Here is a 26193-nt window from a genome sequence, read left to right as displayed (position 1 = left end):
GGAGAGACACCATGCCCACAGGCGGAAGGCCCACGCTGACCCAGTTCCTCATCGAGGAGCGACGACGTCACCCCAACGCCACCGGCGAGCTGAACGCGCTGATCACCGACCTGTCACTGGCCTGCAAGGCCATTGCCAAGCGGGTGGCCTTCGGTGCGCTGGCGCCCAATGCCTCGGTGCCCACCGCGCCCGCCGTCAACGTGCAGGGTGAGGAGCAGAAGCCGCTGGACGTGCTGTCCAACCAGATGTTCCTGCGCGCCAACGAATGGGGCGGCCACGTGGCCGGCATGGTGTCCGAGGAGATGGAGGAGGCTTACACCCTGCCGCCCCAGTACCCGCGCGGCAAGTACCTGCTGCTGTTCGATCCGCTGGACGGCTCCTCCAACATCGACGTGAACGTGTCGGTGGGCAGCATCTTCTCCATCCTGCGGGCGCCCAACCCGGGGCAGGATGCCAAGCCCGAGGACTTTTTGCAGCCGGGCACCCAGCAGATCGGCGCCGGCTACGCGATCTACGGCCCTTCCACCATGCTGGTGCTGACGCTGGGCAACGGCACCCACGCCTTCACCCTGGAGCCGCAGCTGGGCGAGTGGGTGCTCAGCCACCCGCACCTGAAGATCCCCGAGAAGACGCGCGAGTTCGCGATCAACGCCTCCAACAGCCGTTTCTGGGAGCCGGCCGTTAAGCGCTACGTGGACGAGTGCCTGGCCGGCCAGACCGGCCCGCGCGGCGCCGACTTCAACATGCGCTGGATCGCTTCGCTGGTGGCAGAGACGCACCGCATCCTGATGCGCGGCGGCATGTTCATGTACCCGCGCGACACCAAGGACCCGGGCAAGCCCGGCCGGCTGCGCCTGCTGTACGAGGCCAACCCGATCAGCTTCCTGGTGGAGCAGGCGGGCGGCTGGGCCAGCACCGGCCGCCGGCGCCTGATGACGGTGCAGCCCGAGTCGCTGCACCAGCGCATCGGCTTCGTGTTCGGCAGCGCGCAAGAGGTGGAGCGGCTGGAGGGCTACCACCGCGACGAGCCGATGGACAGCTACTCGTCGCCGCTGTTCGGCAAACGCGGGCTGTTTGCCGCCAGCGCCATGTGACCTGCACGCACAACGACGAAGAAGACGGAGGGAGACCAGCATGTCCAACAAGCACCCCATCATCGCCATCACCGGCTCGTCGGGCGCCGGCACCACCTCGGTGACGCGCACCTTCGAGAACATCTTCCGCCGCGAGAAGGTCAATGCCGCCATCATCGAAGGCGACAGCTTCCACCGCTACGACCGGCAGGCGATGAAGGTGGCCGCCGCGGAGGCCGAGAAGGCCGGCAACCGCACCTTCAGCCACTTCGGCGAAGAAGCCAACCTGTTCCAGGAACTGGAGCAGCTGTTCCGCGACTATGCCGAGTCGGGCACCGGCGCCAGCCGCAAGTACCTGCACGACGCGGAAGAGGCGGCGCCCTTTCAGCAGCCGCCCGGCACCTTCACCCCCTGGCAGAACCTGCCGCCCAGCGACCTGCTGTTCTATGAGGGCCTGCACGGCGGCGTGCAGACCAGCCAGGTGGACGTGGCCCGCTTCGTCGACCTGCTGATCGGCGTGGTGCCGGTGATCAACCTGGAATGGATCCAGAAGATCCACCGCGACAAGGCCACCCGCGGCTACAGCACCGAAGCGGTGACCGACGTGATCCTGCGCCGCATGCACGAGTACGTGCACTACATCTGCCCGCAGTTCACCCGCACCCACATCAACTTCCAGCGGGTGCCGGTGGTGGACACCTCCGATCCCTTCATCGCCCGCACCATTCCCACGGCGGACGAAAGCCTGGTGGTCATCCGCTTCGCCAACCCGGCGGGCATCGACTTCCCGTACCTGCTGAGCATGTTGCACGACTCGTGGATGTCGCGCGCCAACACGCTGGTGGTGCCGGGCGGCAAGATGGACCTGGCGATGCAGCTGATCTTCACGCCCATGATCCTTCGCCTCGTCGAGCGGAGAAAGAGGGTCTCCCCCCCGTAGCGGCTTCGCCGCACCCCCCCAGGGGGGCGCCACTGGCGGACCGGCGGAGCCGGATCCGCGGTGGCTGCTTGATCAATTCACCTTTCCTTGCGAGGTTGTATGGACAACTTGTCGTTGCGGCGTGCCTGCGCGGATGCCTTGCGCATGCTGGCGGTGGAGGCGGTGCAGGCCGCCAATTCGGGGCACCCCGGCATGCCGATGGGCATGGCCGACATCGCGGAGGCCTTGTGGCGGCACCGGCTGAAGCACGACCCGGCGCACCCGCAGTGGATCGACCGCGACCGCTTCGTGCTCAGCAACGGCCATGGCTCGATGCTGCTGTACGGGCTGCTGCACCTGAGCGGCCATGCGCTGCCGATCGAGGAGTTGAAGCGCTTTCGCCAGCTGCACAGCAAGACCCCCGGCCACCCCGAGGTGGACGTGACGCCCGGCGTGGAAACCACCACCGGCCCGCTGGGCCAGGGCCTGGCCAATGCGGTGGGCATGGCGCTGGCCGAAAAGCTGCTGGCCGCCGAGTTCAACCGGCCGGGGCACACCGTCATCGACCACCGCACCTTCGTCTTCTGCGGCGACGGCTGCCTGATGGAAGGCATCAGCCATGAAGCCTGTTCGCTGGCCGGCACCTGGGGCCTGCACAAGCTGGTGGTGTTCTATGACGACAACGGCATCAGCATCGACGGTGCGGTGAGCGGCTGGTTCGCCGACGACACGCCGGCCCGCTTCGAGGCCTATGGCTGGACCGTGCTGCGCGACGTGGACGGCCACGACGCCGAGCTGCTGGACGCCGCCATCGACGAAGCGCTGGCCAGCGACAAGCCGGTGCTGGTGTGCTGCAAGACCGAGATCGGCCACGGCTCGCCCAACCGCGCCAACACGGCCGACGTGCACGGCGCGCCACTGGGCGCGGCCGAGATCGCGCTGACGCGTGAGCGCCTGGGCTGGCAGGCTGCACCGTTCGAGGTGCCCGAGGACGTGGCGCAGGCCTGGGACGCGCGCGCCGACGGTGAAAGCCGCTACTGCGCCTGGAAGGCCCGCTTCGCCGCTTATGCCGAGGCCTACCCCGAGTTGGCCCATGCGCTGTTGCAGCGCACCGCGGGCCGCGGCGGCGGCGCGCTCGATGCACCGGCCGAGGCCGCATTGGCCCAGGCCATCGAAGAAGCCGAAGCCCGGCGTGCGGCGGTCGCCACGCGCAAGGCCTCGCAAGACTGCCTGAACGTGTTCGGCCCGGCGATGCCGGCGCTGCTGGGGGGATCGGCCGACCTGACCGGTTCCAACCTGACCGACTGGCGCGGCCACCAGCCGCTGACCGGCCGGGGCACGGGCAACCATGTGCACTATGGCGTGCGCGAGTTCGGCATGGCCGCGGTGATGAACGGCATCGCGCTGCATGGCGGCTACCGGCCTTATGGGGGCACCTTCCTCACCTTCAGCGACTACGCGCGCAATGCGCTGCGCATGTCGGCGCTGATGAAGCTGCCAGTGGTGCATGTGTTCACCCACGACTCCATCGGCCTGGGCGAAGACGGCCCCACCCACCAGCCGGTGGAACATGCCAGCAGCCTGCGGCTGATTCCCGGCCTGGACGTGTGGCGGCCGGCCGATGCCACCGAAACCGCGGTGGCCTGGCGCGCGGCCCTGCAACGCACTGATGGCCCGGCCGCGCTGCTGCTCACGCGCCAGGCCCTGCCGCATGCGAGTGACGGCACGCCGCGGGCCGAGGCCATCGCCCGCGGCGCTTATGTGCTGCGCCGCCCGGCGAACGAACGCCTGGTGCTGCTGGCCAGCGGCTCCGAGGTGTCGCTGGCACTGGCCGCGGCCGAGCGGTTGGCGCAGCAGGGCGTGGCGGCCCGCGTGGTGTCGGTGCCCTGCCTGGACGTGTTCGACCGCCAGGACGCCACCTACCGCGCCGACACGCTGCCGCGCCACTTGCCGCGCCTGGCCATCGAGGCCGGTAGCACCGGCCTGTGGTGGAAGTACGTGGGCGAGCAGGGCGACGTGATCGGCCTCGACAGCTTCGGCGAATCGGCGCCCGCGGCGCAGCTCTTCAAGCTGTTCGGCTTCACGCCCGAGGCGGTGGTGGAGCGGGCGCTGCGGCTGCTGCCGGCCGCCGCAGCCGCACCTGAGGCGGCCCGCCCGCTGGCCACCGCCTGAATACCGACCGCATCCCTTTCACCTCAGGAGAACCACGATGGCGATGATCTCTTTGCGCCAGCTGCTCGACCATGCGGCCGAGCACAGCTACGGCGTGCCGGCCTTCAACGTCAACAACCTGGAGCAGATCCAGGCCATCATGCAGGCGGCGCAGCGCACCAACAGCCCGGTGATCCTGCAGGCCAGCGCCGGCGCCCGCAAGTACGCGGGCGAGCCCTTCCTGCGCAAGATGGTCGAGGCCGCGGCCGAGATGTACCCCGACATCCCCATCGTGATGCACCAGGACCATGGCGCCAGCCCGGCGCAGTGCCTGCAGTCCATCCGCTCGGGCTTCACCAGCGTGATGATGGACGGCAGCCTGCAGGAAGACGCCAAGACACCCGCCAGCTACGACTACAACGTGGACGTCACCCGCCGCGTGGTGGAAATGGCGCATGCGGTGGGCGTGTCGGTGGAAGGTGAGCTGGGCTGCCTGGGCTCGCTGGAATCGGGCCTGGCCGGCGAGGAGGACGGCGTAGGCGCCGAAGGCGCGCTGACGCACGAGCAGATGCTCACCGACCCCGAGCAGGCCGCCGACTTCGTGCGCAGGACCGGTGTGGATGCGTTGGCCATCGCCATCGGCACCAGCCATGGCGCCTACAAGTTCAGCCGCCAGCCCACCGGCGACATCCTGGCCATCGACCGCATCAAGGCCATTCACCAGCGCATCCCCGACACGCACCTGGTGATGCACGGCTCGTCGTCGGTGCCGCAGGAATGGCTGGCCGTCATCCGCGAGCATGGCGGCGACATCAAGGAGACCTACGGCGTGCCGGTGGCCGAGATCCGCGAGGGCATCCGCCACGGCGTGCGCAAGGTCAACATCGACACCGACATCCGGCTGGCGATGACCGGTGCGATGCGCCGCGCGATGGCCCGCACGCCGTCGGAGTTCGACCCCCGCAAGTTCCTGAAGGACGCGCTGGTGGCCGCCCGCGACCTGTGCGCCCAGCGCTTCGAGGCTTTCGGCACCGCGGGCCAGGCCTCGCGCATCAAGCCGGTGCCGCTGCCGGTCTAGGCCACGCCCGCTGGTGGGCAGCGGGCTTCTTGCGGTCTACTGGCGGCCATGCTGTCCCCATCGTTGCGCTGATGCGGCCCCGCCAGGCCGTCGCCCTGATCGTCGTGGCCCAGTGGCTGGGCACCTCGCTGTGGTTCAGCCCGAGCGGCGCGGCCGACGACCTGATGCAGCGGCTGCAGCTCACGGCGTCCCAGTTCGGCGGGCTGCTGGCGGCCACCCAGCTGGGCTTCATCGCCGGCACGCTGGCCTTTGCGGCCAGTGGCGCGGCCGACCGCTACCGGGCCAGCCGCATCTTCGCGCTCAGCTGTGTTGCCGGGGCGCTGGCCAATGCGGCCGTGGCCTGGCCCGCACTGGGCTATGCCGGCACCTGGGCGCTGCGCTTCGTGGTGGGCCTGTCGCTGGCCGGCATCTACCCGCTGGGCATGAAGATGATCGTGCACTGGGTGGGTGGCCGGCCGGCCGCCGCCCTGGGCTGGCTGATCGGCATGCTCACACTGGGCACCGCGATGCCGCATGGCCTGCGCGCGGCCGGCGCCAGCTGGCCCTGGGAAGTGGTGCTGCTGGCTTCCTCGGCACTGGCCCTGATGGGTGGCGCGCTGGTGGCCTGGCTGGGCGAAGGGCCGGGTCCCGCGCAAGGCGCGCCCGCCACTTCGGTGCCGCTGCCGGCCGCCCGGGGCCTGCTGCCCGTCGCCCGCCAGGTGTTCGGTGTGCCGCGTTTCCGTGCCTCGGCCTTCGGCTACTTCGGCCACATGTGGGAGCTGTATGCCTTCTGGGGCCTGCTGCCGTGGCTGTGTGCGCCGCTCAGTGCCGCGCTGTCGCAGCGTTGGGGTACATCGGCCGCGCCATCGGTGGCCTTGCTCAGTTTCGTGGTCATCGCGCTGGGGGCGTTGGGCTGCATCGGCGGTGGTCAGCTGGCGCGGCGCATCGGCAGCGCCCGCGTCGCGGCCGGGGCGCTGGCCGGCTCGGGCGCCATGTGCCTGCTGTTCCCGCTGCTGCCGGCCGGCGCCGTCGGCCTGCAGCTGGCGGTGCTGGCCTTGTGGGGCGTGTGCGTGGTGGCCGATTCGCCGCAGTTCTCCGCCCTCAGTGCGCAGCACTGCCCACCCGCGGTGCTGGCCAGCGGCCTGCTGGTGCAGAACGGCATCGGCTTTTTGATCACGGTCGCCAGCATCCTGCTGCTCACCCCGGCGCTGGCCGCCTGGGGGCCGCGCGCTGTATGGCTGTTGCTGCCGGGGCCGCTGCTGGGCTTGTGGGGCATGCGCCGCCTGCTGCGGCCGGCTTAGCCCTACCGGTAACCATCCAATTGGATGGCGCTAGGATGGCGCCATGCCGTCCAAACCCGCTCTTGCCACCGTCGCCTCCGCCAAGCCGGTCGATTCCGAGAAGATCACCATCAACCTCGGCTTCGTCGATCTGGGCCAGATCGACCTGCTGGTGGCCGAAGGCTTCTACAGCCACCGCAGCGACTTCATCCGCACCGCCATCCGCAACCAGATCGGCGCCCATGCCGATGCGGTGAAACAGGCGGTCGCCCGAAAGATGCTGGTGCTGGGCCTGCAGCACTTCACCGCCGCCGACCTGCGCGCTGCGCAGGCCGCCAACGAGCGCCTGCACATCCGTGTGCTGGGCCTGGCCACCTTTGCCGACGACGTCACGCCCGAACTGGCGCGCGACACCATCGCTTCCATCGACGTGCTGGGGGCGCTGCACGCGTCGCCGGCCGTCAAGGCGGCGCTCACCCAGCGTCCGCGCTGACCGGTGCTTTCCGCACCGTCCCTTTTTGATTGCCCCTGATGACCAAGTCCATGCCGAACCGCTCGCTCTCCGATCTGATGCGCGAAGCCACCCGGCTCACGCAAACCGGCCAGTTGGCCGAAGCGCAGGCCGCGCTGCAGCAGGCGCTGGGCGCCGGTGCGCCGGCGGCCTTCCAGGGCACGGTGCCCGGCGTGGACCCGGGCGCCTGGGGTGCCGGCCTGCGTGATGCCGCGGCCGCCTGGGCCCAGGCGGCCGGCCAGGGCCCGGTGATAGCCCTCGCCGATCTGCCGGGCCTGGGCGGTGCGCACCCGATGCCGGGCACCCACACCAGCACGGACCCCGCCACCCTGGAGCCGGCCACCCCCGACAGCTTCACCACCGGCGCGCTGACGCACGGCGGCCGCAGCTGGCGCTACAAGCTCTATGTGCCGCCGGCGGCGGCCACCGCCACGCCGCAGGCACCGCTGCCGCTGGTGGTGATGCTGCATGGTTGCACCCAGCACCCTGACGACTTTGCCGCCGGCACCGGCATGAACGCGCTGGCGCGCAGCCAGGGCTGCTACGTGCTGTACCCGGAGCAGGCGCAGGCCGCCAACCCGCAGCGTTGCTGGAACTGGTTCAAGCACAACCACCAGCAGCGTGACGGTGGTGAGCCGGCCGGCATCGTGGCCCAGGTGAAGGCCGTGATGGCCGCGCATGCGGTGGACCCGCGCCGCGTGTACGTGGCCGGCCTCTCGGCCGGGGGCGCGATGGCGGCCATCGTGGCGGCGGCCTACCCGGACGTGTTCGCCGCGGCGGGCGTGCATTCCGGCCTGCCGGGTGATGCCGCCGGCAACCTGCAGGAAGCCCTGGCCGCGATGAAGGCTGGTGCGGCCAGCCCCAGCCCGCATGCCCGCACGCCGCGACCCGCGAAGCCGGTGCCCACCATCGTGTTCCATGGCGACCAGGACGGCACCGTGCATCTGCGCAACGGCCACCAGCTGCTGGCGGCTGCGCTGGCGGGTGCGCCGGCCGAGTGGCGCTCGCAGCTCACCGAGGGCCGTGCGCCTGGCGGCCGCAGCTTCAGCCGCCAGCACCATGAAGGCGCCGATGGCCGCAGCCATGCCGAGCTGTGGGTGGTGCACGGGGCTGGCCACGCCTGGTCAGGCGGCCAGCCCGCGGGCAGCTACACCGACGCTTCCGGGCCCGATGCCTCGGCCGAGATGCTGCGCTTCTTCCGCCAGCACCGGGGCGCGTGAGGTGCTGAAGGCGGGCTGCGCGAGGCCCACAGCGCAGCCGCCATCAGCCCCACGCCCAGGCACTGCAGCAGGTCCAGCGCCTGGCCGTACACCGCCCAGTCCACCAGCAGCGCGGCGCCGGGGTACACGAACTGCAGCACCGCGATGCGCTCGGCCGGCAGCCGGGCCATGCCTTCGTACAGCAGCACATAAGCCAGGCCGGTGTGCAGCACGCCCAGGCCCAGCAGCCAGCCCCACGCGGCCGGCGCGGTGGGCAGGCCGTGCACCAGCGGCCAGGCCGTGAGCACCACCGCACCCACCACGCATTGCCACCAGGCCAGCACCAGCGGTGCGATGCCGGCCTGGCGCGCCAGCAGCGTGGCCACCGCATAGGTGAAGGAAGCGGCCAGGCACAGCCCCAGGCCCAGCGCACGACCCTCACCGAGCGCGTCGCTCGGGCCGGCCGGGGTGCCCAGGCCCGTGCCCAGCCCGGTCGCCAGCACCAGGCCCAGCATGGCCACGGCAGCAGCGCCCATCTGCCATCGGCTCACCGGCTCGCGCAGCCACCAGGCGGCCAGCGCCATCAACCAGAAGGGCTGCGCATGCACCACCACGGTGGCGGTGCCGATGGGCACCTGGCCGATGGCGGCGAAGAAGAGCGACCAGTTCAGCACCATCAGGAGCCCGGTGAGCACCGCCGCGCCCAGCGCGCGGCCATGCAGCCGCAGCGCCCGCGCCTGACCGGTGGCGGCGGCCCAGGCCCCCAGCGCCAGCGCGCCGAACAGGCAGCGCGCCCACACCGCCGTCAGCGGGTGCTGCCCCGATTCATGCACAAAGACGCCGAGCGTGCCCAGCAGCAGGCTGCCGGCCACCATCCAGCGTTGTCCCGAGTGGGCCGATGCCTTGCCTTGTTCCATGCCGGCATGGTTCCGCCGCACCATGAATCGGTAAAGCGCATAGTTTCGGTCGCTACCATCTGCAAACCGAATGGAAGGCCGGAGGCCTCGATGGCAGGCAAGGAACTGCAGCTGGACTGGTTGCGCGCGCTGGTGGCGGTGGTGGACGCGGGCTCGCTGTCGGCCGCAGCGCCGCTGGTGCATCGCTCGCAGTCGGCGGTCAGCACCCAGATCCAGAAGCTGGAGGAGGTGGTGGGCCGGCCGGTGCTGCTGCGCGGTCCGCGCCACCTGGCCTTGACGCCCGCCGGCACCGAGCTGCTGGCCTACGCGCGGCGCCTGCTGGCACTGCACGGCGAGGCGCTGGCCATGCTCACCGGCCCGGCGCTGCAGGGCCAGGTGCGACTGGGCGTGCCCGACGACTACGCGGCCAGCTACCTCACACCGGTGCTGCGCAGCTTTCGCAGCCTGCAGCCCGAGGTGGAGATCGCTCTGGTGTGTGAGCAGTCCACCGCCTTGATTCCGCAGGTGCAGCGCGGCGAGCTGGACGTGGCACTGGTCTCACGCGACCGCCCGAAGCGCGGCACGCTGCTGTTCGAGGAGCCGCTGGTGTGGGTGGGCGCGCCGCAGCAGGAAGCCTGGCGGCGCGACCCGCTGCCGGTGGCCGCGTACGAGCCCGGCAGCCTGGCCCGGCGCGATGCGCTGGCCGCCCTGGCCGCGCAGCGGCGACCGCACCGGGTCGTGTATCACAGCGCCAGCCTGGCCGGCCAGCTGGCGGCGGTGCACAGCGGCATGGCGGTGGCCGTGCTCACACGCTGCAGCGTGCCGCCGGGACTGGTGGTGCTGGGAGAGCGCCATGGCCTGCCACCGCTGCCGGCCATGCAGGTGGTGGTGTTGCGCAGCAAGGCCTCACGCGGCGTGCCAGCGGTCGATGCGCTGGAGCAGCAGGTGCTGCAGACGCTGCGGCGGCCGGGCTGAGCCCGCGACCCGCACAGGCTCAGCCGTCCAGGTTGTCGAGCAGCAGCTTCAGCAGCTCGTTCAGCTTGGCCACCTTGGCCGGGGTCAGGCCGGGGCTCTTGGCTCAGGGCGCGGTGCAGGTGTAGCTGGTCGACAAACTGGTGTCCCCCGAGACATAGCGAGGGTATTGGGGGTATGGGCACACCGGCAGGGTGCGTACACCCTGCGCGGCGGTCGAAGCGGTGTAGGTGAGCTGGGACGGTGCGATGCCGGCTTCCACCCAGTCGACGATGGCCTGGGACCAGTCCACGGCCGTCAAGGCCTGCCCCCCGCTGTGGTTCGTGCCCGGCACGATGAAGAAGCGGCTTGCCTGGGCGGGATCCGCCAACCCCTTGGCCTTCGCCATCTCGTGCACCAGGGCGATGTTGCGCTGGTGATCTTCGAGCGAGACCAGCTCGTCCGCGCCGTCGTGCCAATGGATGACCTTCTTGCCTGCCGCGATGAAGTCGGCCACTGCCCGCTTGTCGTTGTCGGCTCCCGTCTGCTGCAGGCCGACCGTCAGCGGGCCCAGGTGCTGGCCCAGATCGAAGGTCGCCTGCCTGGCCGGGGAGGTGATCCAGGAGACATCGCTGGTCGCGATGGCCATGTAGGCACCGCCCAGAACGCCGTAGAAGGACGTCGACCAGTCGGCCCATTGGTACTTCGAGTAGACGACCGATCCCGCGGAGGAGGTCAGGCTGCTGACCAGCGTCTTGGCGGTTGCCACCTGCGCCGCCGACAGGCAGATGGACGGGTCGCTGCTGGCGCCCGCCTGGCCGCAAGCCTGCGTGCCGACGTCGAAGTCACAGCCCGCATAGTTGGCGATGATGCCGTCCGTCAGGCCGTCCCTGGCGTCGCAGGCGGCCACTGCAGCCTGATACAGCCGGTTCCACTGGGTCGCGGTGGGCATCGCCGGCGTGCCGTCCACTTTGGCGATGTTCATCCACATGGCCGTCTGGCCGGCCAGGTCCATCCCCATGCATCCGCTGACCACGCCGTCATATTCTTCGGGCCAGCGTTGGATGGCCGCATAGGCGTTCCGTCCGCCGTTGGAGCAGCCCGAAAAGTAGGTCTTCGATGGCTTGCGTCCGTAAAACTCCGCAGTGAGGGCCTTGGCGAAGTGAACCGTCTTGCCGACGGACGCATAGTCATAGTCCTGCAGCGACTGTGCGCCTGCGGGCGTGCCGTCAAACCACACCATCGGGCCCGCTTCGGCCGCCACACTTTGCCGATTGCCGCCATTGGACGTGGCATAAACCGCCGCCTGTTGACCGACCGCACGGCTCAAGGCCTGGACCTTGCCTGCAGCATCTAGCACGACCGCCGAGTCGATGAAGCCGTCGAAGCCGCCGCCACCCTGCTGCCAGAGTCGCCCCGACCAGTTGTCGGGCAGGACGACCTCAAAGTCCAGGTAGGGGGGGCTGCGTGGCTTGAACCTGACAGAAGGCGGGGGTTCCCCGCGCGCTGTCGGCCTCGTACCGCTTGGCAGCGCTCACGGTCACCGCACCGAGCTGCTTGCCCACGATCGAGGCGCATGTGGCCCTCAGTTGTGTCGCAGAAGGCAGGTCCTCGTCTGAACCGTCGCCGCACGCGCCGAGCACCAGACAGACGGCCATGAGCGCTGCCCCGCGGGGCGCAGGCCAGGCAAAAGAGCCGAACTTCCGGGCGACGATGGGCGTGGGAAGGCAGGAGACACGCATGGAAGGCTCCATCAAAAAGGGATGCCCGCTGATGAGCCCGGAAAGTCCGGGCCCCACTGGAGCACAGAGGTGCTTGCCAGATAGCGTGGCGTGGTGTGTCAGCCCTGTACCAAGGGGGCTGGCCGCTGGAGGGGCGGTGCGGCTTTAGGGGGCCTGATGTCTGATGTCCAAGAACGGACTCCTGAGGTGGAGGGAGGAATGGGCACTGCCGTTCCGCCCTGCTCGCCCTCGGTCAGCGTTCGAGGTTGGCGAGCAGGGCTTTCAGCAGTTCGTTCAGCTTGGCCACCTTCGCTGGGGTCAGGCCGGCAAAGCTCTTCAGCCACAAGCTGTGGGTGGCGTCGTTGACCCGTTGCATCGCGCGTTCGCCGGCTTCGGTCAACGACACCACGGTCACCCTGCCATCGTGTTCGGCGGTGGCTGTGGTCACCAGTCCTTCTGCCTTCATGCGGTAGACGATCTTGGTGATCGTGGACAGCTTCGCAACCGCATGCATGGCAATGTCGGACACACTGCTCGTGCCTTGTTCGCTGAGGATGGCCAGCACGCGCCAGGTCGGGATGTCGCGGCCGACCGGCTTCAGCGCGCGCTCCATGTCGAGCGAGTAGCGCGCGTGCACACGGGCAATCCAGTAAAACGGGTACTCCTCCTTGTGGAAATCGGGGCTTCCCGGGTTGAAGCGGTTGTTGGAGCGCGAGTTGGCAGACATCGTGGCGGATGCACATCGAGACAAGTCCTTGGGATGCTAAGCCCAACGTCCTGACCCCCGCTTTTGTGTTCTGCACATCAGCTGGTCAACACCTCCTGATGCTGTCCGGCATGGCCCAGATAGGCCTGCTCCAGACGTGGGTCGTGGGCCAGTTCTTGGGCCGGGCCCTGGGTGGCCACCTCGCCCAGTTCCAGCACGTAGGCATGGTCGGCCAGCGTCAGCGCCGCGCGTGCGTTCTGCTCCACCAGCAGCACCGACACGCCCTGCCTGCGCAACTCGGCGATGATGCGGAAGATGTCGCGCACGATCAGCGGCGCCAGCCCCAGGCTGGGCTCGTCCAGCATCAGCAGGCGCGGCCGGCCCATCAGGGCGCGGCCCAGGGCCAGCATCTGCCGCTCGCCGCCGGACAGCGTGGCCGCTTGCTGGGTGCGCCGCTCCTGCAGCCGCGGGAACAGGTCGAACACCTGCGCCAGCGCATCGGCATGGCGCTGCCGCGGCTCGTGCCGGAAGCGGAAGGCCCCCAGGCGCAGGTTGTCCTCGACGCTCATGCTGGCGAACAGGGCGCGCGTTTCGGGCACCAGCGCGATGCCTTCACCCGCACGTTGGCCGATGCTGGCGCCCACGCTGTTGGCCGCGCCGTCCACCGAGATGTGCCCACGCGCCGGCAGCACGCCCATCAGCGCAGACAGCAAGGTGGTCTTGCCGGCGCCGTTGGGGCCGATGACGGTGACGATCTGGCCGGCCGCCACCTGCAGCGAGACGCCGCAGAGTGCATCGATCTTGCCGTAGCTCACGTGCAGGTCGCGCACGTCCAGCAGCAGGGGGGCTGCGGTCGGTTGGGGGGTGGGGTGTGTCATGCGCCGGTTCCCAGGTAGGCAGCCAGCACGTCGGGGTGGCGTTGCACCTCGGCCGGCAATCCTTCGGCGATCTTTTCGCCAAACACCATCACCATCACGCGGTCCACGAGGTTCATCACGAAGTCCATGTCGTGCTCGACCAGCAGCACCGCGGTGCCCTCGTCGCGCAGGCGGCGCAGCAAGGCCGCCAGTGCCTGTTTTTCCAGGTGGCGCAGGCCGGCGGCCGGCTCGTCGAGCAGCAGCACGCTGGGGTCGGCGCACAGGGCACGGGCGATCTCGACCAGCCGCTGCTGGCCCAGCGAGAGGCTGCCCGCCTCCGCCTGTGCGAAGGCGCCCAGGCCCACGCGTTCGAGCTGCCGCTGCGCCTCGGCCAGCAGGCGCGCTTCATCGGCACGGTCCAGGCGCAGCGCGCTGCGCAGCAGGCCGCTGCGGCCGCGCTGGTGGGCGCCGATGGCCACGTTGTCCAGCACGCTCATGGTCGGCAGCAGCTTCACGTGCTGGAAGGTGCGGCACAGCCCGGCCTCGGCGATGCGGCGCGGCCCCCAGCCGGCCACCGAGCGGCCGAGGAAGCGGATCGTGCCCTGCGTGGGCGTGTCGCAGCCCGACAGCTGGTTGAACAGCGTGCTCTTGCCGGCGCCGTTGGGGCCGATCACGGCCAGGATCTCGCCTGCATGCAGCGTGAGCGCCAGGTCGCGGTTGGCCACCAGCCCGCCGAAGCGGCGGGTCAGCCCCTGCACTTCGAGCACCGGGGTGCCGCGCGCGGGCAGCGGCCGCCTGGGCAGTGAGGCCGCTGCCGCCGGATCGATGGCGGCATGGCGCGGCGTGCTGGCGCCGAACCGGCGCCGCCAGGTGGTGGTCAGCCAGCCGGCCACCCCGCCCGGTGCACGGTGCATCAGGCCCACGATCAGCAGCCCGAACACCACCGACTCGAAGTTGCCCACCTCGCCCAGCAGGCGCGGCAGCAGGTCTTGCAGCAGGTCCTTCGCGTAGGTGAAGAGCCCGGCGCCCAGCAAGGCGCCGGCCAGGTGGCCCGCGCCGCCGATCAGCACCATGAACAGGTAGTCGATGCCGGCGTTGAGGCTGAACGGCGCCGGACTGACGAAGCGCTGCGTATAGGCATACAGCCAGCCCGACAGGCAGGCCAGCGCGGCCGACAGCAGGAAGGCCGTGAGCTTGGTGCGGAACACGTCCACGCCCATGCTGGCGGCCATGGCCTGGCCACCATGCAAGGCGCGCAGCGCGCGACCGCTGCGCGAGTCGAGCAGGTTGCGCGACAGCAGCAGGGCCAGCAGCACCGTGCCCCAGATCACCAGGTACAGCTGCTCGGCACGCTCGAACACCCAGCTGCCCATCGTCAGTGGGGGCAGGTTGGTCAGCCCCGTGTGGCCGCCCAGCGACTCGAAGGTGCCGAACAAGGCATACAGCGCCAGGCCCCAGGCGATGGTGCCCAGCGGCAGGTAGTGGCCCGACAGCCGCAGCGTCACCAGCCCCAGCACCGAGGCCACGACCAGCGTGAGGGCCAGGCCGCAGGCCAGCGCTGCGGCGGGCGAGCCGGCGGCCCAGGCCAGTGCCGCGGGCAGGTGCTGCTCGGTGCCCAGCCAGGCGGTGGTGTAGGCGCCCAGGCCGACGAAGGCCGCCTGCCCGAAGCTGGTTATGCCGCCGATGCCGGTGAGCAGCACCAGCCCCAGCGCCACCAGCGCCGCCAGGCCGATGTTGTTCAGCAGCGTGACGTGGTGGCCGGGCAGCACCATCGGCGCCACCGCCAGCAGCAGCACGGCCGCCGCGATCAGGGCCTGGCGCCGCCAGGGCCGGGCCGGGTGGGCACCGGACACCGGCGGGGTGGCCAGGGGCGTGTGCAGTGCGCTCATGCTTCCTCCTCGGTGTGGCGGGTCGTCAGCGATCGCCACAGCAAAAAGGGCAGCACCAGGGTGAAGACGATCACCTCCTTGTAGTCGCTGGCCCAGAAGGTGGAGAACGACTCCACCAGCCCCACGCCCAGCGCGCCGGCCGCGGCCACCGGGTAGCTGGCCAGACCGCCGGCGATGGCGCCGACGAAGCCCTTGAGGCTGATGATGAAGCCGCTGTCGAAGTAGAGCGTGGTGATCGGCGAGATGAGCACGCCTGACAACGCCCCGATGAAGGCGGCCAGCGCAAAGCTCGCCTGCCCGGCCATCGTCGGCGAGATGCCCATCAGCTCCGCGCCCAGCCGCTGGATGGCGGTGGCGCGCAGCGCCTTGCCCATCAGCGTACGTTCGAAGAAGGCATAGAGCGCGACGATCAGGGCCAGCGACAGCACCAGCACCCACAGCGTCTGCGCGTTGAAGGTCACCGGCCCGATCTCGAGCCCGGCCTCGGAGAAGGGCTGCGCCCGCGCGCCCTCGGCGCCGAACATCAGCAGCGACAGGCCCACCAGCACGCCGTGCACCGCGATGGAGACGATCAGCAGCACCAGCGCATGTGCCGACGCCACCGGCCGGAAGAACAGGTCGTACATCAGCGGCCCCAGCGGCACCACCAGGGCCAGCGTCAGCAGGGCCTGCATGCCGACGGGCAGGCTTTGCAGCGGCAGCAGCCGCAGCGCCAGCCACAGGCCCAGCGCATAGGGCAGCGCCCACCAGCTGCCAAGGGTCGGCCGCACGCCGTGGCGCAGCCAGTGCCAGGTGGCCACCACGGCGCGCAGGCCGGCCATGGTGACCAGCAGCCAGGCCAGCAGCACGGGCCGGCCCGCCTGCATCGCGGCCATGGCCATGGCGCCGAAGGTGACGAACTCGCCCTGCGGCACCAGCAGCACGCGGGTGACGCTGAACACCAGCACAATGGACAGCGCCAGCAGCGCATACACCGCGCCGCTGGTCATGCCGTCCTGCCCGAGCAGTAAGAGGATCTGCAGGTTCATGGCGGCACCGCGCTTACTTCAGCAGCGACCAGCGGCCGCCCTTGACGGTGATCAGCACCCGGCCGCGTTCGTCGAAGCCGCTGTGGTCCTGCGCCGTCATCGTGTACACGCCCTGCGTGCCCGGCAGCTCGCGCGTCTGCTCGATCGCGTCGCGCAAACCGCTGCGGAAGGCCGCGGTGCCCGGCTGGCCCGCCTTCAAGGCCGCGGGAATGGCGGCCTGCAGCAGCAGGCCCGCGTCGTACACGTTGGCGCCGAAGGTGGCCGGCTTGGTGGCGTGCAGCTTCTCGTAGCCGGCCACGTAGTCGGCGGCCACCTTGCGCACCGGGTCTTCGGCCGGCATTTCGTCCAGCACCAGCAGGCCGCTGGCGGCCAGGATGGTGCCTTCCACCTTCTTGCCGCCCAGCTTCAGGAAGTCGTCGAGCGCGGCGCCATGCGTCTGGTAGATCTGGCCCTTGTAGCCCTGGTCGAACAGCGTGGTCTGCGGCAGCACGGCCGAGCTGCCCGGCGCGGCGATCAGCACCGCATCGGGCCGGGCGGCCACGGTCTTCAGGCCCTGCGCCGTCAGCGAGGTGTCACGGCGCTGGAAGCTCTCGGCCGAGACCAGCTTGATGCCGGCCGGCGCCGCCAGGCTGCTGAACACCTTCTGCCAGTTCTCACCGTAGGGGTCGGCCGTGCCGATGAAGCCGACGGTCTTGACGCCCGCCTTTTTCATGTGGCCCACCAGCGCCGCGGCGATCAAGTCATCGTTCTGCGTGGTCTTGAAGATCCACTTCTTCTGATCGTTCATCGGCAGCACCACGGCGGCCGTGCCCACCGGGGCTAACAGCGGCACGCCCGCCTCGGCCGCGAACTGGATCACGCCCATGGCATTGGGCGAGCCGCTGGGTCCGATGATGGCGTCGACCTTGTGCTCACCGATGAGCTTCTTGATGGCGGCCACCGAAGCCGTCGGGTCGCTGGCGTCGTCCAGCGGGATGTACTCGATCGTGGTCTTGCCCACCTGCTTGGGCAGCAGCGGCACCGTGTTCTTCTGCGGCACCCCCACCGCGGCGATGGGGCCGCTGGAGGACGACACCACGCCGACCTTGACCTGCGCATGGGCGGCAGTGGCGGCGAAGAGGGCAGCGCTCAAGGCGACGCTGGCAAGCATGGGCATGGACATGGGGTGCTCCGCGAAAAGCTGGCGTGAAGAGGGAAGGGCGGCCTGGGTGCAACGGCGTCATCGGTCGCGTGGGATCACGGAACTGCCACAGCACTAAGCGTGCCAGTTCACGTAAATGCATTTGCCGGTTTGGCGCTGCTTCCACGGGCCTCGTGGTCTTGGCCGGCCACGACTCTATGTGCCGCATGGCGGCGGTGATGCTAGGGATTTCCAGCGAATTTCCGCGATTTCTTGCGGATCGGTGATCGGCGGGTGGCCCCCAACGTGGGGCGGAGCGCCCGTTTTCGGGCGCTCGAAGCACCGGGATGGTTCGAGTAAACCCTGCGTCTTTTTAGTTGACGATTCACGTAATTTTATCGTACCGTTCGCCCATTCCAACGCAGCCGGCGAGCCCTCACATGCCCAGCCTGACCCCGCCATGAGCCCCGTGCTCCTTCCCCTTCACGACCCCGGTGCCGGGCCTTCGGCGATGGTCAAGGACACGATCGACGTCGCCGGCACGCCCACCCGCGGCGGCAGTCGCGCACTGGCTTCAGCCCCACCCGCGGACCAGGACGCCGAAGCGGTGTCGCTGCTGCGCCGGGCCGGCTGGCGCATCACCGGCAAGACCAAGCTGCATGAGCTGGCCTTCGGCACCACCGGCCTCAATGCGCACGACGGCACGCCGGGCAACCCGTTCTGGCCCGACCGCGTGCCGGGCGGTTCGTCCAGCGGTTCGGCCGCCGCAGTTGCGGCCGGTCTGGCCGACATGGCGCTGGGTACCGACACCGGTGGTTCGGTGCGGGTGCCTGCGGCCTGCTGCGGCGTCATCGGGCTCAAGCCCAGCTTCGGGCTGGTCAGCCGCCACGGTGTGATGCCGGCGGCCACCAGCCTCGACTGCGTAGGCCCGATGGCCCGCGACCTGCCGACGCTGATCAACGCGATGAAGGCCATCGCGCCGGGCTTCAACCTGCCGCCGCTGCCGGCCACGCTGCGCGTGGGGGTGCTGCAGGTGCAGGCTGCAGACGAAGTGCAGGCCGCCGTCACGGCGGCGCTGCAAGCCTGGTCGGCCACCGAACAGCAGGCGGTGCACAGCCCGCTGCTGCCGCGGGCCTATGACGCGGGGCTGACTGTCATCAATGCCGAGGCCTGGTCGGCCAGCGGGCACCTGGTGGGCACCGGCCTGGTGGGGGCCGACGTGGCGCAGCGCCTGCTGGCGGCCCGCGGTACCGATGCGGCCGCGCTGGCGGCGGCCGAAGAGGTGCGCCGGCGCTTCATCGCCGAGATCGATGTCCTGTTCGAGACCTGCACCGTGCTGGCACTGCCCACGATGCCCGATGTGCCACCGCGTGTGGCCGATGCGGCCGACACCCGCGCCGCCATCGGCATGACGTCGCTGGTGCGGCCCTTCAATCTATCTGGCCACCCGGCCATCACGCTGCCGCTGCGCACGGCGGGCGGTCTGCCCGCCGGCCTGCAGCTGGTGGCACCCCGCGGTGCCGACGGACTGCTGTGTGCCGTCGCGGCCCATGCAGCCGCACGCCTGCCCCTTTTCAAGCCCGCCCCTCATGGAGTGATCGATGCTGACCTTGACTTCCCCCGGCGTTGAAGCCGGCGCCGCGCCGGCCCACGTGGCAGACAGCTTCGAGGCCCTGCTCGTGCAGATCCGCGAGCGTCGCGGCGAGTTCGCGGCCCAGCGCTTCATCTCGCACGACATCATCGACGCCTTCAAGCGCCACGGCATCTACCGTGCGCTGGTGCCGCAGCGGCTGGGCGGCGCGCAGCGCTCGCCGCACGAGTTCTGCGAACTGGTGGAGCGCATCGCGCAGGCGGACGGCTCGGCGGGCTGGGTGGCCAGCTTCGGCATGGGCATCACCTACCTGGCCGGCCTGCCGATGTCGACCTTGAAGACGCTGTATGCCGACGGCCCCGACCTGGTGTTCGCCGGCGGCATCTTTCCGCCGCAGCCGGCCCGCACCGTGGAAGGCGGGCTGGAGGTCAGCGGCCGCTGGAGCTTTGCCAGCGGCTGCATGGGGGCGCAGGTCATCGGCGTGGGCATCGTGCCCACCACCGACCAGAAGGCGCAGCTGCCCCGCATGGCGGTGCTGCCGCGCGAGCGTGTGCGCATCGAGCCCAACTGGAACGTGATCGGCCTGGTGGGCACCGGCAGCCACGACGTGGTGGTCGACAAGGCGGTCGTGTCCGAAGACTGGACCTTCGTGCGCGGCGGTACGGCCACGCTCACCGAGCCGATGTTCCGCTATCCCTCGCTGTCGTTCGCGGCGCAGGTGCTGTCGGTCGTCAGCCTGGGCATTGCCCGCGGCGCCATCGAGGAGCTGCGCGACATGGCCGGCGGCCGTGTCTCGGTCACCGGGGCGCCGCGCATCGGCGACCGGCCGCAGGTGCAGATGGAGCTGGCCCGCTGCGAAGCCCAGCTGCGCTCGGCGCGCGCCTTCTTCTATGAAGCCATGGACGACGCCTGGGACAGCCTGCTGCGCGGCGATCCGGTCAGCCGCGAGCAGACCAACCTGCTGCGGCTGTCGGCCACCCATGCCACGCGCACCGGTGCCCAGGTGGTGCGCGGCGTGCAGATGCTGACCGGCATGACCAGCATCTACCAGAGCTCGCCGCTGGCCACCCAGGCCTGCGACAGCCTGGCCGTCACGCAGCACGCCTTCATGGGTGACATCACCTACCAGAACGCGGGCGCGATGTTGTTCGGCCTCGACCCGCTGCCCGGCTACCTCTGAGCCTTCTTCGACCTTCTTTCATTCCTTTCTCGAAAGCCCGCCATGAGCCAAGCTCCCCTTCCGCTGCGCACGCTGTTCTGCATCGGCGTCAACCAGAACTTCTTCGATGCCACGGCCGAAGAGGCCAAGGCCGTGTGGGCGGCCTTCAGCCAGATGATGAGCGGCATCGGCAAGCTGCCCGGCGTGCGCGTGCTGGGCAACCTGGATGACGACCGCTCGATGGTCGGTCCGTCGCTCAACTGGCCGTGGACCACCTACGTGCTGGCCGATGTGCCCGACCTGGACACCGTGCATGCGGCCTGCAACCTGTTCCGCACCACGCCGGTGGGTGACGGCGCCTACAAGCTGTGGAAGTACTGCCGCGTCGAGGCCCGGGTGGGCCGCGAGCTGGTGATCCCGGACTGAAGCCGATGGACGCCACCGCCCGCATCGACCGGCTCGAGCGCCAGCTCGCGCGCCTGCAGGCCGAGACGGCCATCCGTGCCTGCGTGGAGCGCTACATGGCGCTGTGCGACACGCTGGATGCCCGCACGCCGCTCGATGAACTGGCGGGCCTGTTCACGGCCGACGCCGTGTGGGAAGGCGTGGGCGCGCGCTACGGCAGCAGCTTCGGCGGCTACCGTGGCCGGCCCGCCATCGCCGCCATGATGGCCCGCTACATGAAGGAGCCGGCGCACTTCGCGCTGAACGTGCACTTCCTGTGCAGCGAGGCGATCGCCGTGGACGAAGACGCCAGCCATGCCGTCGCCCGCTGGGTGATGTTGCAGACCTCCACCTTCGCCAGCGGTGCGTCGCACCTCAATGCCGCTCGCCTGGTCATCGACCTGGCGCTGGAGCCCGACGGCGCCTGGCGGATGTCGCACTTCCGTACCGAGAACCTCTTCAGCCGGCCCGTCGACACCTGGAACGACGCTGCGCCGCTGCCCCTGCCTTCTTCTTCCGGAGCCACTGCATGAATGCCCCGACCCAACCGATCCATCTGCACCGGCCGCTGGCCGGCCTGGTGCAGCCCGACCGCGTGCACACCTCGCTCTACACCGACCCGGCGATCTTCGAGCTGGAGATGGACCGCATCTTCAACAACACCTGGGTGTGGGTGGCCCATGCCAGCGAGCTGCCGGAAGTCGGCAGCTTCAAGAGCCACTGGGTGGGCCGGCAGCCGGTGATCGTGGTGCGCGACCGCAAGAAGCAGGTGCATGTGCTGCTCAACCGCTGCCGCCACCGCGCCGCCACGGTGTGCGAGCACAAGAAGGGCAAGACCAACAGCTTCGTCTGCCCGTACCACGGCTGGAGCTATGCGCTCGACGGCTCGCTGCGCGGCGTGCCGCACCCCGAGAGCTATGCCGACATGCTGGACAAGGGCGAGCACCCGCTGGTGAGCCTGCGGGTGGAAGAGTACGCCGGCATGATCTTCGCCACCTTCAAGAACGACATCGAACCCCTGGCCGACTACCTGGGCCCGGCCAAGAAGTGGATGGACCTGTTCATGAAGCAGGGCGGCGGCTACCCCGTCAAGGTGGCCGGCGAGCACCGCTTCCGTTTTCCCGGCAACTGGAAGATCCAGCTCGAGAACACCACCGACGCGTACCACTTCCCGCTGGTGCACAAGAGCTTCTTGCACTCGGTCGACAAGCAGACCGAGGAGATGCTCGACTTCGTCGGCGGCAAGGGCTACGTCGAGGACCTGGGCAACGGCCACAGCGTGATGGTGATGATCCCCGACCTGGTCGATCTGGAAGCCGAGCTGGACAAGCCCATCCCCGAGCGCTACCTGGCGCTTGCCGACGAGCTGCGCGCCGAAGGCCACGACGAGCAGAAGGTGCGCCGCATCGTGCGTGCGGTGGGCGGCTCGGGCTTCAACCTGAACCTGTTCCCCAACATCGCCTGCTCGATGGCCTTCTTCCGCGTGCTGCAGCCGATCTCGGTCGACGAGACCGAGATCCACCACGCCGTCATCACCATGGAAGGGGGCCCGGCTGCCGCCAACCGGGCGCGGCTGCGCATGCATGAGCACTTCCAGGGGCCCATGGGCTTCGGCACGCCGGACGACTCCGAAGCCTGGGAGCGTGTGCAGCAGGGCGCACGTGCGGGCACCGACCTGTGGATCCTGCTCAACCGCGGCCTGGCGGGCGAGCACAAGACCGACGACGGCGTGGCCGGCGACGTGAGTGCCGAGACCGGCATGCGTGCGGCCTACCGCCAGTGGCAACAGCTGATGACGACCAAGGACTGATCCGATGAACACCCCCTTGCTGCAACAGGTCAGTGCCTTCGTCTGGCAGGAGGCCGACATGCTGGACCACGGCGAGTTCGCCGACTGGCTGAAGCTGTGGACCGACGACGGCCTCTACGTCGTGCCCATCGACCCCGAAGCAACCGACTTCGACAACACGCTGAACTACGCCTACGACGACCATGCAATGCGCGAAAAGCGCGTCACCCGGCTGACCAGCGGCGAGTCCATCTCCACCTGGCCGCGGGCGCGCACGGTGCGCAGCCTGTCGCGGCTGCGGGTGCTGGGCGAGGCCGATGGCGTGGTCACGGTGCGTGCGGCGCAGGACCTGAAGGCCTTCCGCAAGGACGTGCTGCGCGAGCACATCGCCGATGTCACCTACGAGCTGCGCCGCGAGGGCGATGGCTTCCGGCTGCAACGCAAGGTGGTGCGCCTGATCAACGCCACCGACACGCTGACCAGCATCGGCTTCATCCTCTGAAGGAACGGGCCATGAACATGCCTGACATGCCCGCGGCGCTGGTCACCGGCGCGGCGCAGGGCCTGGGCCGCTGCATCGCCGAAGCGCTGCACGCCGCCGGCCACCGCGTGCTGCTCACCGACCGCGATGGGGCCGCGGCCGAAGCGGCCGCCGCCGCCCTGGACCCCAGCGGCCAGACGGCCTGGGGCCTGGCGCTCGACGTCACCCGCAAGGCCGACTTCGAGGCGGCCGCCGCGGCCGCCACCGAGCGCTGGGGCGGCCTGCAGGTGGCGGTCAACAACGCCGCCATCACGCTGACCACGCCGGTGATGCAGATCAGCCCGGAGGAGTTCGACGAGGTGCTGCGCATCAACCTGCGCGGCACCTTCCTGGGCTGCCAGGTCTTTGGCGCGATGCTGGCGCAGGCCGGTTACGGGCGGCTCATCAACCTGGCCTCGCTGGCCGGGCAGAACGGCGGTACCGCCTCCGGCGCGCACTACGCCTCGTCCAAGGCCGGCATCCTCACGCTGACCAAGATCTTCGCGCGTGAGCTGGCGCCGCGCGGCGTCACCGTCAACGCCATCGCGCCGGGCCCGATGGACCTGCCCTCGGTGCGGGCCGCGGTGCCGCCGGAGCGCCTGGCCAAGCTGGTCGAGGCCATTCCGGTGCAGCGCCTGGGCAACCCGCGCTTCGTTGCGTCTCTGGTGGTGCAGCTGGCCTCGCGCGAGGCCGACTTCGCCACCGGGGCGACCTGGGACGTCAACGGCGGCATCTTCATGCGCTGAGCGGAGCAAGGACATGAACACGCAAGCATTGCAGGTGGTCGTGCGCCGCCGCATGGAACAGGGCGGCAACATCGTGCTGCTGGATCTGGCCGACGCCGCGGGCGCAGCGCTGCCGGCTTTCCAGGCCGGCGCCCACGTCGACGTGCACCTGCCGACCGGGCTGGTGCGGCAGTACTCGTTGTGCAGCGACCCAGCCGACGTGCGCCGCTACCGGCTGGGGGTGTTGCGCGATCCGTCCTCGCGCGGCGGCTCCATCGCCGTGCACGAGCACCTGACCGAAGGCGCCAGCGTCACCATCAGCGCGCCGCGCAACCACTTTCCGCTGGCGGCCGAGGCGGCCTACAGCGTGCTGGTGGGCGGCGGCATCGGCATCACGCCGATGATCGCGATGGCCTACGAGCTGTCCGCGGCGGGCCGGCCGTTCGAGCTGCACTACTGCGCCCGCTCGGCGGGCGCCTGCGCCTTCCTCGATGAGCTGGCGGCCGCGCCCTTCGCCGACCGGGTGCATGTGCACTTCGACGACGCCGGCGACGCGCAGCGGCTGAACCTGCCGGCATCGCTGTCCGCGGCCCCGGCGGGCACCCACGTCTACGTGTGCGGGCCCACGGGCTTCATGGACTGGGTCATCGGCACCGCGGCTGCGCAGGGGCTGGCGCAGTCGCAGATCCACCGCGAGTACTTCAGCGCCGACGTCGACACCTCGGGCCAGGGCTTCGAGGTGGTGGCCGCCGCCAGCGGCCGCAGCGTGCAGGTGCGTGAAGGCCAGACCATCCTGCAGGCCTTGTCCACCATCGGCATCGAGGTGCCCGTGTCCTGCGAAGAGGGCGTGTGCGGCACCTGCGTGTGCACCGTGCTCGAAGGCCAATGCGACCACCGCGACGTCTACCTCACCGACGAAGAGCGTGCGGCCAATGACCAGATCCTGGTGTGCTGCTCGCGCGCGAAGTCGGCGCGGCTGGTGCTCGACCTCTGACCCCGCCCCCGGAGAGCTGCCATGAATGCCCCTGCCCCTGCCACCCATGACCCCGGTCCGTCGCCCGCGCTGCCCGTGGCGCCGCCGGTGCCTTCGCCCAGCACCGCTGCCTTTCGCCAGGGCATGGCCCGCCTGGCCGGGGCCGTCAATGTCATCACCACTGACGGCCCGGCCGGCATCGCCGGCTTCACGGCCTCGGCCGTCTGCAGCGTCACCGACAGCCCGCCGACGGTGCTGGTCTGCATGAACCGCGGGTCGTTCGCGCATCCGTTCTTCAAGCGCAACGGCGTGCTGTGCGTCAACGTGCTGAGCGCCGGCCAGGAAGGGCTGTCGGCCTTGTTCTCCGACCGCAACGTGTCCATGGCGGAGCGCTTCGATCGCACCCCCTGGGCGGCCTGCGCCAGCGGTGCCCCCGGCCTGGACGGCGCACTGGTGCAGATCGACGGGCGCATCGTGGACACCCACGAGGTGGGCACCCACAGCGTCTTCATCGTCGAGGTGGACCAGGTCCGCACCGACGATGCCGTGCCGGCCCCGCGGGGGCTGGCGTATTTCGACCGCCGCTACCACGCCCTGGGCGCGGCGGCGGCCTGAAGCAGGAGCTGACGATGCACGACCTCAAGAGCGGCCGGCGCCAGGCGCTGGCCTGGTCGACCGCAGGCCTGCTGGGCCTGGCCGCGCCGGCGCTGCGCGCGCAGTCCACCCGCGGCCAGGCGCGGCTGCTGGTGGGCTTTCCGCCCGGCGGCACGGCCGATGCGCTGGCCCGCGCGCTGCAGCAGCGGCTGCCCTGCGAGGACGACACGCTGATCGTCGACAACCGCCCCGGGGCCGGCGGCCGGCTGGCGGTGGCCGAGCTCAAGCAGGGGCCGGCCGACGGCCGCACGCTGATGGTGTCGGCCGACCCCATCCTGACGATCTACCCGCACGTCTTTCGCCGCATCGCCTACGACACCGCCAGCGACGTGCTGCCGGTGGCGGCGATCGCCAGCGAGTCCTTGTGCCTGGCCGTCGGCCCGATGGTGCCCGACAGCGTGCGCAACTTGGCGGCCTTTGTCGCCTGGTGCCGCAGCCACCCCAAGGACGCGGCCTACACCACCGCGGCCGCGGGCACCACCATGCACTTCGTCGGCGACCAGTTCGCACGGTCGGCCAAGGTGGACCTGCTGCACGTGCCGCACCGTGGCGGTGCCGCCGCGGTGCAGGATGTGATGGGCGGGCAGATCGCCTCGACCGTGACGCCGTTGAGCCTGGCCATTCCGCACCTGGCCAGCGGCCGGCTGCGGGCCATCGCGGTGGCGGGCGAACGACGCTCGCGGCGCCTGCCCGAGGTGCCCACCTTCGCGGAACAAGGCCATGCGCAGATCCGCGCCGACGTGTACTACGGCGCCTACCTGCGGGCCGGCACGCCCGCCCCCATCGTGGCGCGCTGGCACCAGGCCATCACACAGGTCACCGAATCGGCGCCCATGCGCAGCACGCTGGAGCAGTTGTCGTTGGAGCCGCTGGCGACGAGCCAGCCCGCTTTTGCCGCCCTGGTGATGGCGGACCTGCAGCGCTGGGGGCCCATCGTCAAGGCCAGCGGCTACACCGCCGACGAGTGACGCCCGCGCTGC

The 26193-nt window shown here is 70.2% G+C and carries 25 protein-coding genes; 18 read left to right on the top strand and 7 right to left on the bottom strand.

The window, feature by feature from the left end; genetic code table 11:
• The first annotated feature begins 11 nt into the window (after positions 1-11).
• From MW290_RS06765 to MW290_RS06735, 7 genes are all read left to right on the top strand, one after another.
• A complete protein-coding gene (locus MW290_RS06765; RefSeq protein ID WP_250196487.1) occupies positions 12-1094 on the top strand; it encodes a class 1 fructose-bisphosphatase in 1083 nt (360 codons plus the stop codon).
• 40 nt (positions 1095-1134) lie between these two features.
• Positions 1135-2013, top strand: a complete 879-nt coding sequence (locus tag MW290_RS06760; protein ID WP_250196486.1) for a phosphoribulokinase — start codon at positions 1135-1137, stop codon at positions 2011-2013.
• Positions 2014-2112: 99 nt separating this feature from the next.
• Complete coding sequence (gene tkt, locus MW290_RS06755; protein WP_250196485.1) at positions 2113-4164, top strand: transketolase; 2052 nt, start codon at positions 2113-2115, stop codon at positions 4162-4164.
• Between the two features lie 37 nt (positions 4165-4201).
• The gene (gene fba / locus MW290_RS06750; protein WP_250196484.1) at positions 4202-5221 is read left to right on the top strand and encodes a class II fructose-bisphosphate aldolase; all 1020 of its coding nucleotides are present in this window, start codon (positions 4202-4204) and stop codon (positions 5219-5221) included.
• 71 nt (positions 5222-5292) lie between these two features.
• Positions 5293-6501 (top strand): MFS transporter, encoded by a 1209-nt coding sequence (locus MW290_RS06745; RefSeq protein ID WP_250196483.1) that lies wholly within the window; start codon positions 5293-5295, stop codon positions 6499-6501.
• 43 nt (positions 6502-6544) lie between these two features.
• Complete coding sequence (locus MW290_RS06740; RefSeq protein WP_250196482.1) at positions 6545-6973, top strand: ribbon-helix-helix domain-containing protein; 429 nt, start codon at positions 6545-6547, stop codon at positions 6971-6973.
• Positions 6974-7011: 38 nt separating this feature from the next.
• A complete protein-coding gene (locus MW290_RS06735) occupies positions 7012-8211 on the top strand; it encodes an extracellular catalytic domain type 1 short-chain-length polyhydroxyalkanoate depolymerase (protein WP_250196481.1) in 1200 nt (399 codons plus the stop codon).
• Here MW290_RS06735 and MW290_RS06730 read toward each other — a convergent pair.
• Positions 8139-9107 carry a DMT family transporter gene (locus MW290_RS06730; protein ID WP_250196480.1) on the bottom strand — a complete coding sequence of 323 codons (969 nt, stop codon included), beginning with the start codon at positions 9105-9107 and terminating at the stop codon, positions 8139-8141. The two genes, MW290_RS06735 and MW290_RS06730, sit on opposite strands and share 73 nt — an antisense overlap.
• Before the next feature lie 90 nt (positions 9108-9197).
• Here MW290_RS06730 and MW290_RS06725 point away from each other — a divergent pair, with 90 nt between their 5' ends.
• Positions 9198-10061 (top strand): LysR family transcriptional regulator, encoded by an 864-nt coding sequence (locus MW290_RS06725; RefSeq protein WP_250196479.1) that lies wholly within the window; start codon positions 9198-9200, stop codon positions 10059-10061.
• Between the two features lie 103 nt (positions 10062-10164).
• Here MW290_RS06725 and MW290_RS06720 read toward each other — a convergent pair whose 3' ends face one another.
• The 6 genes from MW290_RS06720 to MW290_RS06695 form a co-directional block, all read right to left on the bottom strand.
• A complete protein-coding gene (locus MW290_RS06720; RefSeq protein WP_259373473.1) occupies positions 10165-11490 on the bottom strand; it encodes a tannase/feruloyl esterase family alpha/beta hydrolase in 1326 nt (441 codons plus the stop codon).
• Between the two features lie 521 nt (positions 11491-12011).
• Entirely contained in the window at positions 12012-12485 is a 474-nt protein-coding gene (locus tag MW290_RS06715) for a MarR family winged helix-turn-helix transcriptional regulator (RefSeq protein ID WP_250196478.1), read from the bottom strand.
• 77 nt (positions 12486-12562) lie between these two features.
• On the bottom strand, positions 12563-13342 hold the full coding sequence (locus MW290_RS06710; protein ID WP_310740108.1) for an ABC transporter ATP-binding protein: 780 nt from the start codon (positions 13340-13342) through the stop codon (positions 12563-12565).
• Positions 13339-15210: a branched-chain amino acid ABC transporter ATP-binding protein/permease gene (locus MW290_RS06705; protein WP_310740107.1), complete on the bottom strand. Its 1872-nt coding sequence runs from the start codon at positions 15208-15210 to the stop codon at positions 13339-13341. Before MW290_RS06705 ends, MW290_RS06710 begins: the two co-directional genes overlap by 4 nt.
• Positions 15207-16238, bottom strand: coding sequence for a branched-chain amino acid ABC transporter permease (locus tag MW290_RS06700; RefSeq protein WP_250196477.1), 1032 nt, complete (start codon positions 16236-16238; stop codon positions 15207-15209). Before MW290_RS06700 ends, MW290_RS06705 begins: the two co-directional genes overlap by 4 nt.
• Positions 16239-16251: 13 nt before the next feature.
• Positions 16252-17394, bottom strand: a complete 1143-nt coding sequence (locus MW290_RS06695) for an ABC transporter substrate-binding protein (protein ID WP_375142830.1) — start codon at positions 17392-17394, stop codon at positions 16252-16254.
• Positions 17395-17869: 475 nt separating this feature from the next.
• On the opposite strand from MW290_RS06695, the gene MW290_RS06690 reads away from it, so the two are divergent.
• From MW290_RS06690 to MW290_RS06645, 10 genes are read left to right on the top strand one after another with little or no spacing between them, the layout of a single operon-like run.
• Complete coding sequence (locus MW290_RS06690) at positions 17870-18988, top strand: amidase (RefSeq protein WP_250196608.1); 1119 nt, start codon at positions 17870-17872, stop codon at positions 18986-18988.
• Entirely contained in the window at positions 18960-20129 is a 1170-nt protein-coding gene (locus tag MW290_RS06685) for an acyl-CoA dehydrogenase family protein (protein ID WP_250196475.1), read from the top strand. The genes MW290_RS06690 and MW290_RS06685 overlap by 29 nt, the downstream gene beginning before the upstream one ends.
• Before the next feature lie 42 nt (positions 20130-20171).
• Positions 20172-20534 carry an IacB protein gene (locus MW290_RS06680; protein WP_250196474.1) on the top strand — a complete coding sequence of 121 codons (363 nt, stop codon included), beginning with the start codon at positions 20172-20174 and terminating at the stop codon, positions 20532-20534.
• 5 nt (positions 20535-20539) lie between these two features.
• Positions 20540-21085: a nuclear transport factor 2 family protein gene (locus MW290_RS06675; RefSeq protein ID WP_250196473.1), complete on the top strand. Its 546-nt coding sequence runs from the start codon at positions 20540-20542 to the stop codon at positions 21083-21085.
• Positions 21082-22362, top strand: a complete 1281-nt coding sequence (locus tag MW290_RS06670) for an aromatic ring-hydroxylating oxygenase subunit alpha (RefSeq protein WP_250196472.1) — start codon at positions 21082-21084, stop codon at positions 22360-22362. The genes MW290_RS06675 and MW290_RS06670 overlap by 4 nt, the downstream gene beginning before the upstream one ends.
• A gap of 4 nt (positions 22363-22366) precedes the next feature.
• Positions 22367-22843, top strand: coding sequence for an aromatic-ring-hydroxylating dioxygenase subunit beta (locus tag MW290_RS06665; RefSeq protein WP_250196471.1), 477 nt, complete (start codon positions 22367-22369; stop codon positions 22841-22843).
• An 11-nt stretch (positions 22844-22854) separates the two neighbouring features.
• Complete coding sequence (locus MW290_RS06660; RefSeq protein WP_250196470.1) at positions 22855-23607, top strand: SDR family NAD(P)-dependent oxidoreductase; 753 nt, start codon at positions 22855-22857, stop codon at positions 23605-23607.
• A gap of 13 nt (positions 23608-23620) precedes the next feature.
• Complete coding sequence (locus MW290_RS06655; protein WP_250196469.1) at positions 23621-24580, top strand: PDR/VanB family oxidoreductase; 960 nt, start codon at positions 23621-23623, stop codon at positions 24578-24580.
• A 21-nt stretch (positions 24581-24601) separates the two neighbouring features.
• Positions 24602-25174 (top strand): flavin reductase, encoded by a 573-nt coding sequence (locus tag MW290_RS06650; RefSeq protein WP_250196468.1) that lies wholly within the window; start codon positions 24602-24604, stop codon positions 25172-25174.
• A gap of 14 nt (positions 25175-25188) precedes the next feature.
• The gene (locus tag MW290_RS06645; RefSeq protein ID WP_250196467.1) at positions 25189-26181 is read left to right on the top strand and encodes a tripartite tricarboxylate transporter substrate-binding protein; all 993 of its coding nucleotides are present in this window, start codon (positions 25189-25191) and stop codon (positions 26179-26181) included.
• Positions 26182-26193: the final 12 nt, after the last annotated feature.

This window comes from Aquincola tertiaricarbonis, assembly GCF_023573145.1.
Classification (GTDB): Bacteria; Pseudomonadota; Gammaproteobacteria; order Burkholderiales; family Burkholderiaceae_C; genus Aquincola; species Aquincola tertiaricarbonis_B.
The sequence above is the reverse complement of the archived record's forward strand: the minus strand, read 5'-3'. Positions and strand labels throughout refer to the sequence as shown.